The sequence below is a fragment of the Paramagnetospirillum caucaseum genome (assembly GCF_000342045.1).
Classification (GTDB): domain Bacteria; phylum Pseudomonadota; class Alphaproteobacteria; order Rhodospirillales; family Magnetospirillaceae; genus Phaeospirillum; species Phaeospirillum caucaseum.
The window spans coordinates 1-1,248 of record NZ_AONQ01000169.1 but is presented as its reverse complement, the minus strand read 5'-3'; the positions used below and the strand labels follow the sequence as shown (position 1 = coordinate 1,248).

The window sequence follows — 1,248 nt, the reverse complement described above, 5'->3', positions numbered from 1 at the left end:
ACCCCGCCCCTCCCCCAGCAAAGCCGGGGGAGGGAGATTCGGAAAGGGCCGCCGCCATGGAACTGAAGCGCCAGCATCTCATTGACCCGGTGGTCTGCATCCGCTGCAACACCTGCGAGGAAACCTGCCCGGTCGACGCCATCACTCACGACCGCAACAATTACGTGGTGATGTACGACAAGTGCACCGGCTGCCGCGCCTGCGTGTCGCCCTGCCCGACGGGGGCCATCGATCACTGGCTGCTGGTGGATCAGCCCTGGAGCATCGAGGACCAGTTCGGCTGGGAGGAACTGCCGCTCGGCCAGACCGGCCCCGGCCCGTCCGAACCCGCCGCCCTGGCTCCCGAGGAGGTCAGCGATCTGCTGGCCGCCGCCACTGCCGCCACCGGCCCCGCCGTGCCGCCGCCGGCCAGCGCCGCCAAGCCCTATTTCAATCTCTATTCCCGCGAGACCCCGGTGGTCGCCCGGGTGGCCGGCAACATGCGCATCACCGGCGAGGGCACGGAATCCGACATCCACCACGTGGTGCTCGACTTCCAGCACAACGCCTTTCCCTTCCTGGAAGGCCAGAGCATCGGCATCGTGCCGCCGGGCGTGGATGCCAAGGGCCGCGCCCACAACATCCGCCTCTATTCCATCGCCTCTCCGCGCGAGGGCGAGCGCACCGGTTTCAACAACCTGGCGCTGACGGTCAAACGGGTGGCGGGTGGCATCGGTTCCAACTACGTCTGCGACCTGAAGAAGGGCGACGAGGTGCGGGTGGCCGGCCCGTTCGGCCAGGCCTTCCTGATGCCCGACGACCCGGATGCCAACATCGTCATGATCTGCACCGGCACCGGTTCGGCGCCGTTCCGCGCCTTCACCGAACGGCGGCGGCGCAATGCTCACGACGCCCCCGGCAAGCTGATGCTGTTTTTCGGGGCGCGCACGCCCGAGGAGCTGCCCTATTTTGGGCCGCTGATGAAGCTGCCCAAGTCGCTGATCGACGTGAATCTGGCCTTTTCCCGCGTCACCGGCCAGCCCAAGCAATACGTCCAGGACAAGGTCCGCGAACGGTCCGACGATCTGGCCGCCCTGCTGGCGCACCCCAAGACCCATATCTTCATCTGCGGCCTGAAGGGCATGGAACAGGGCTGCGACGAGGCCTTCGCCGACATCTGCCGCCTGCACGGCCTGGACTGGGCGAGCGTGCGCCCGGCCATGCGGGAAGAGGGGCGGTACCACGTCGAAACCTATTAGAGGCCCCACC

The 1,248-nt window shown here is 67.5% G+C and carries 1 protein-coding gene; it reads left to right on the top strand.

Going from position 1 to position 1,248, the window contains the following annotated elements:
• Positions 1-1,238 (top strand): benzoyl-CoA 2,3-epoxidase subunit BoxA (gene boxA / locus H261_RS22830; protein ID WP_235063045.1); only part of this gene is annotated, 1,238 nt, incomplete at its 5' end.
• Positions 1,239-1,248: the final 10 nt, after the last annotated feature.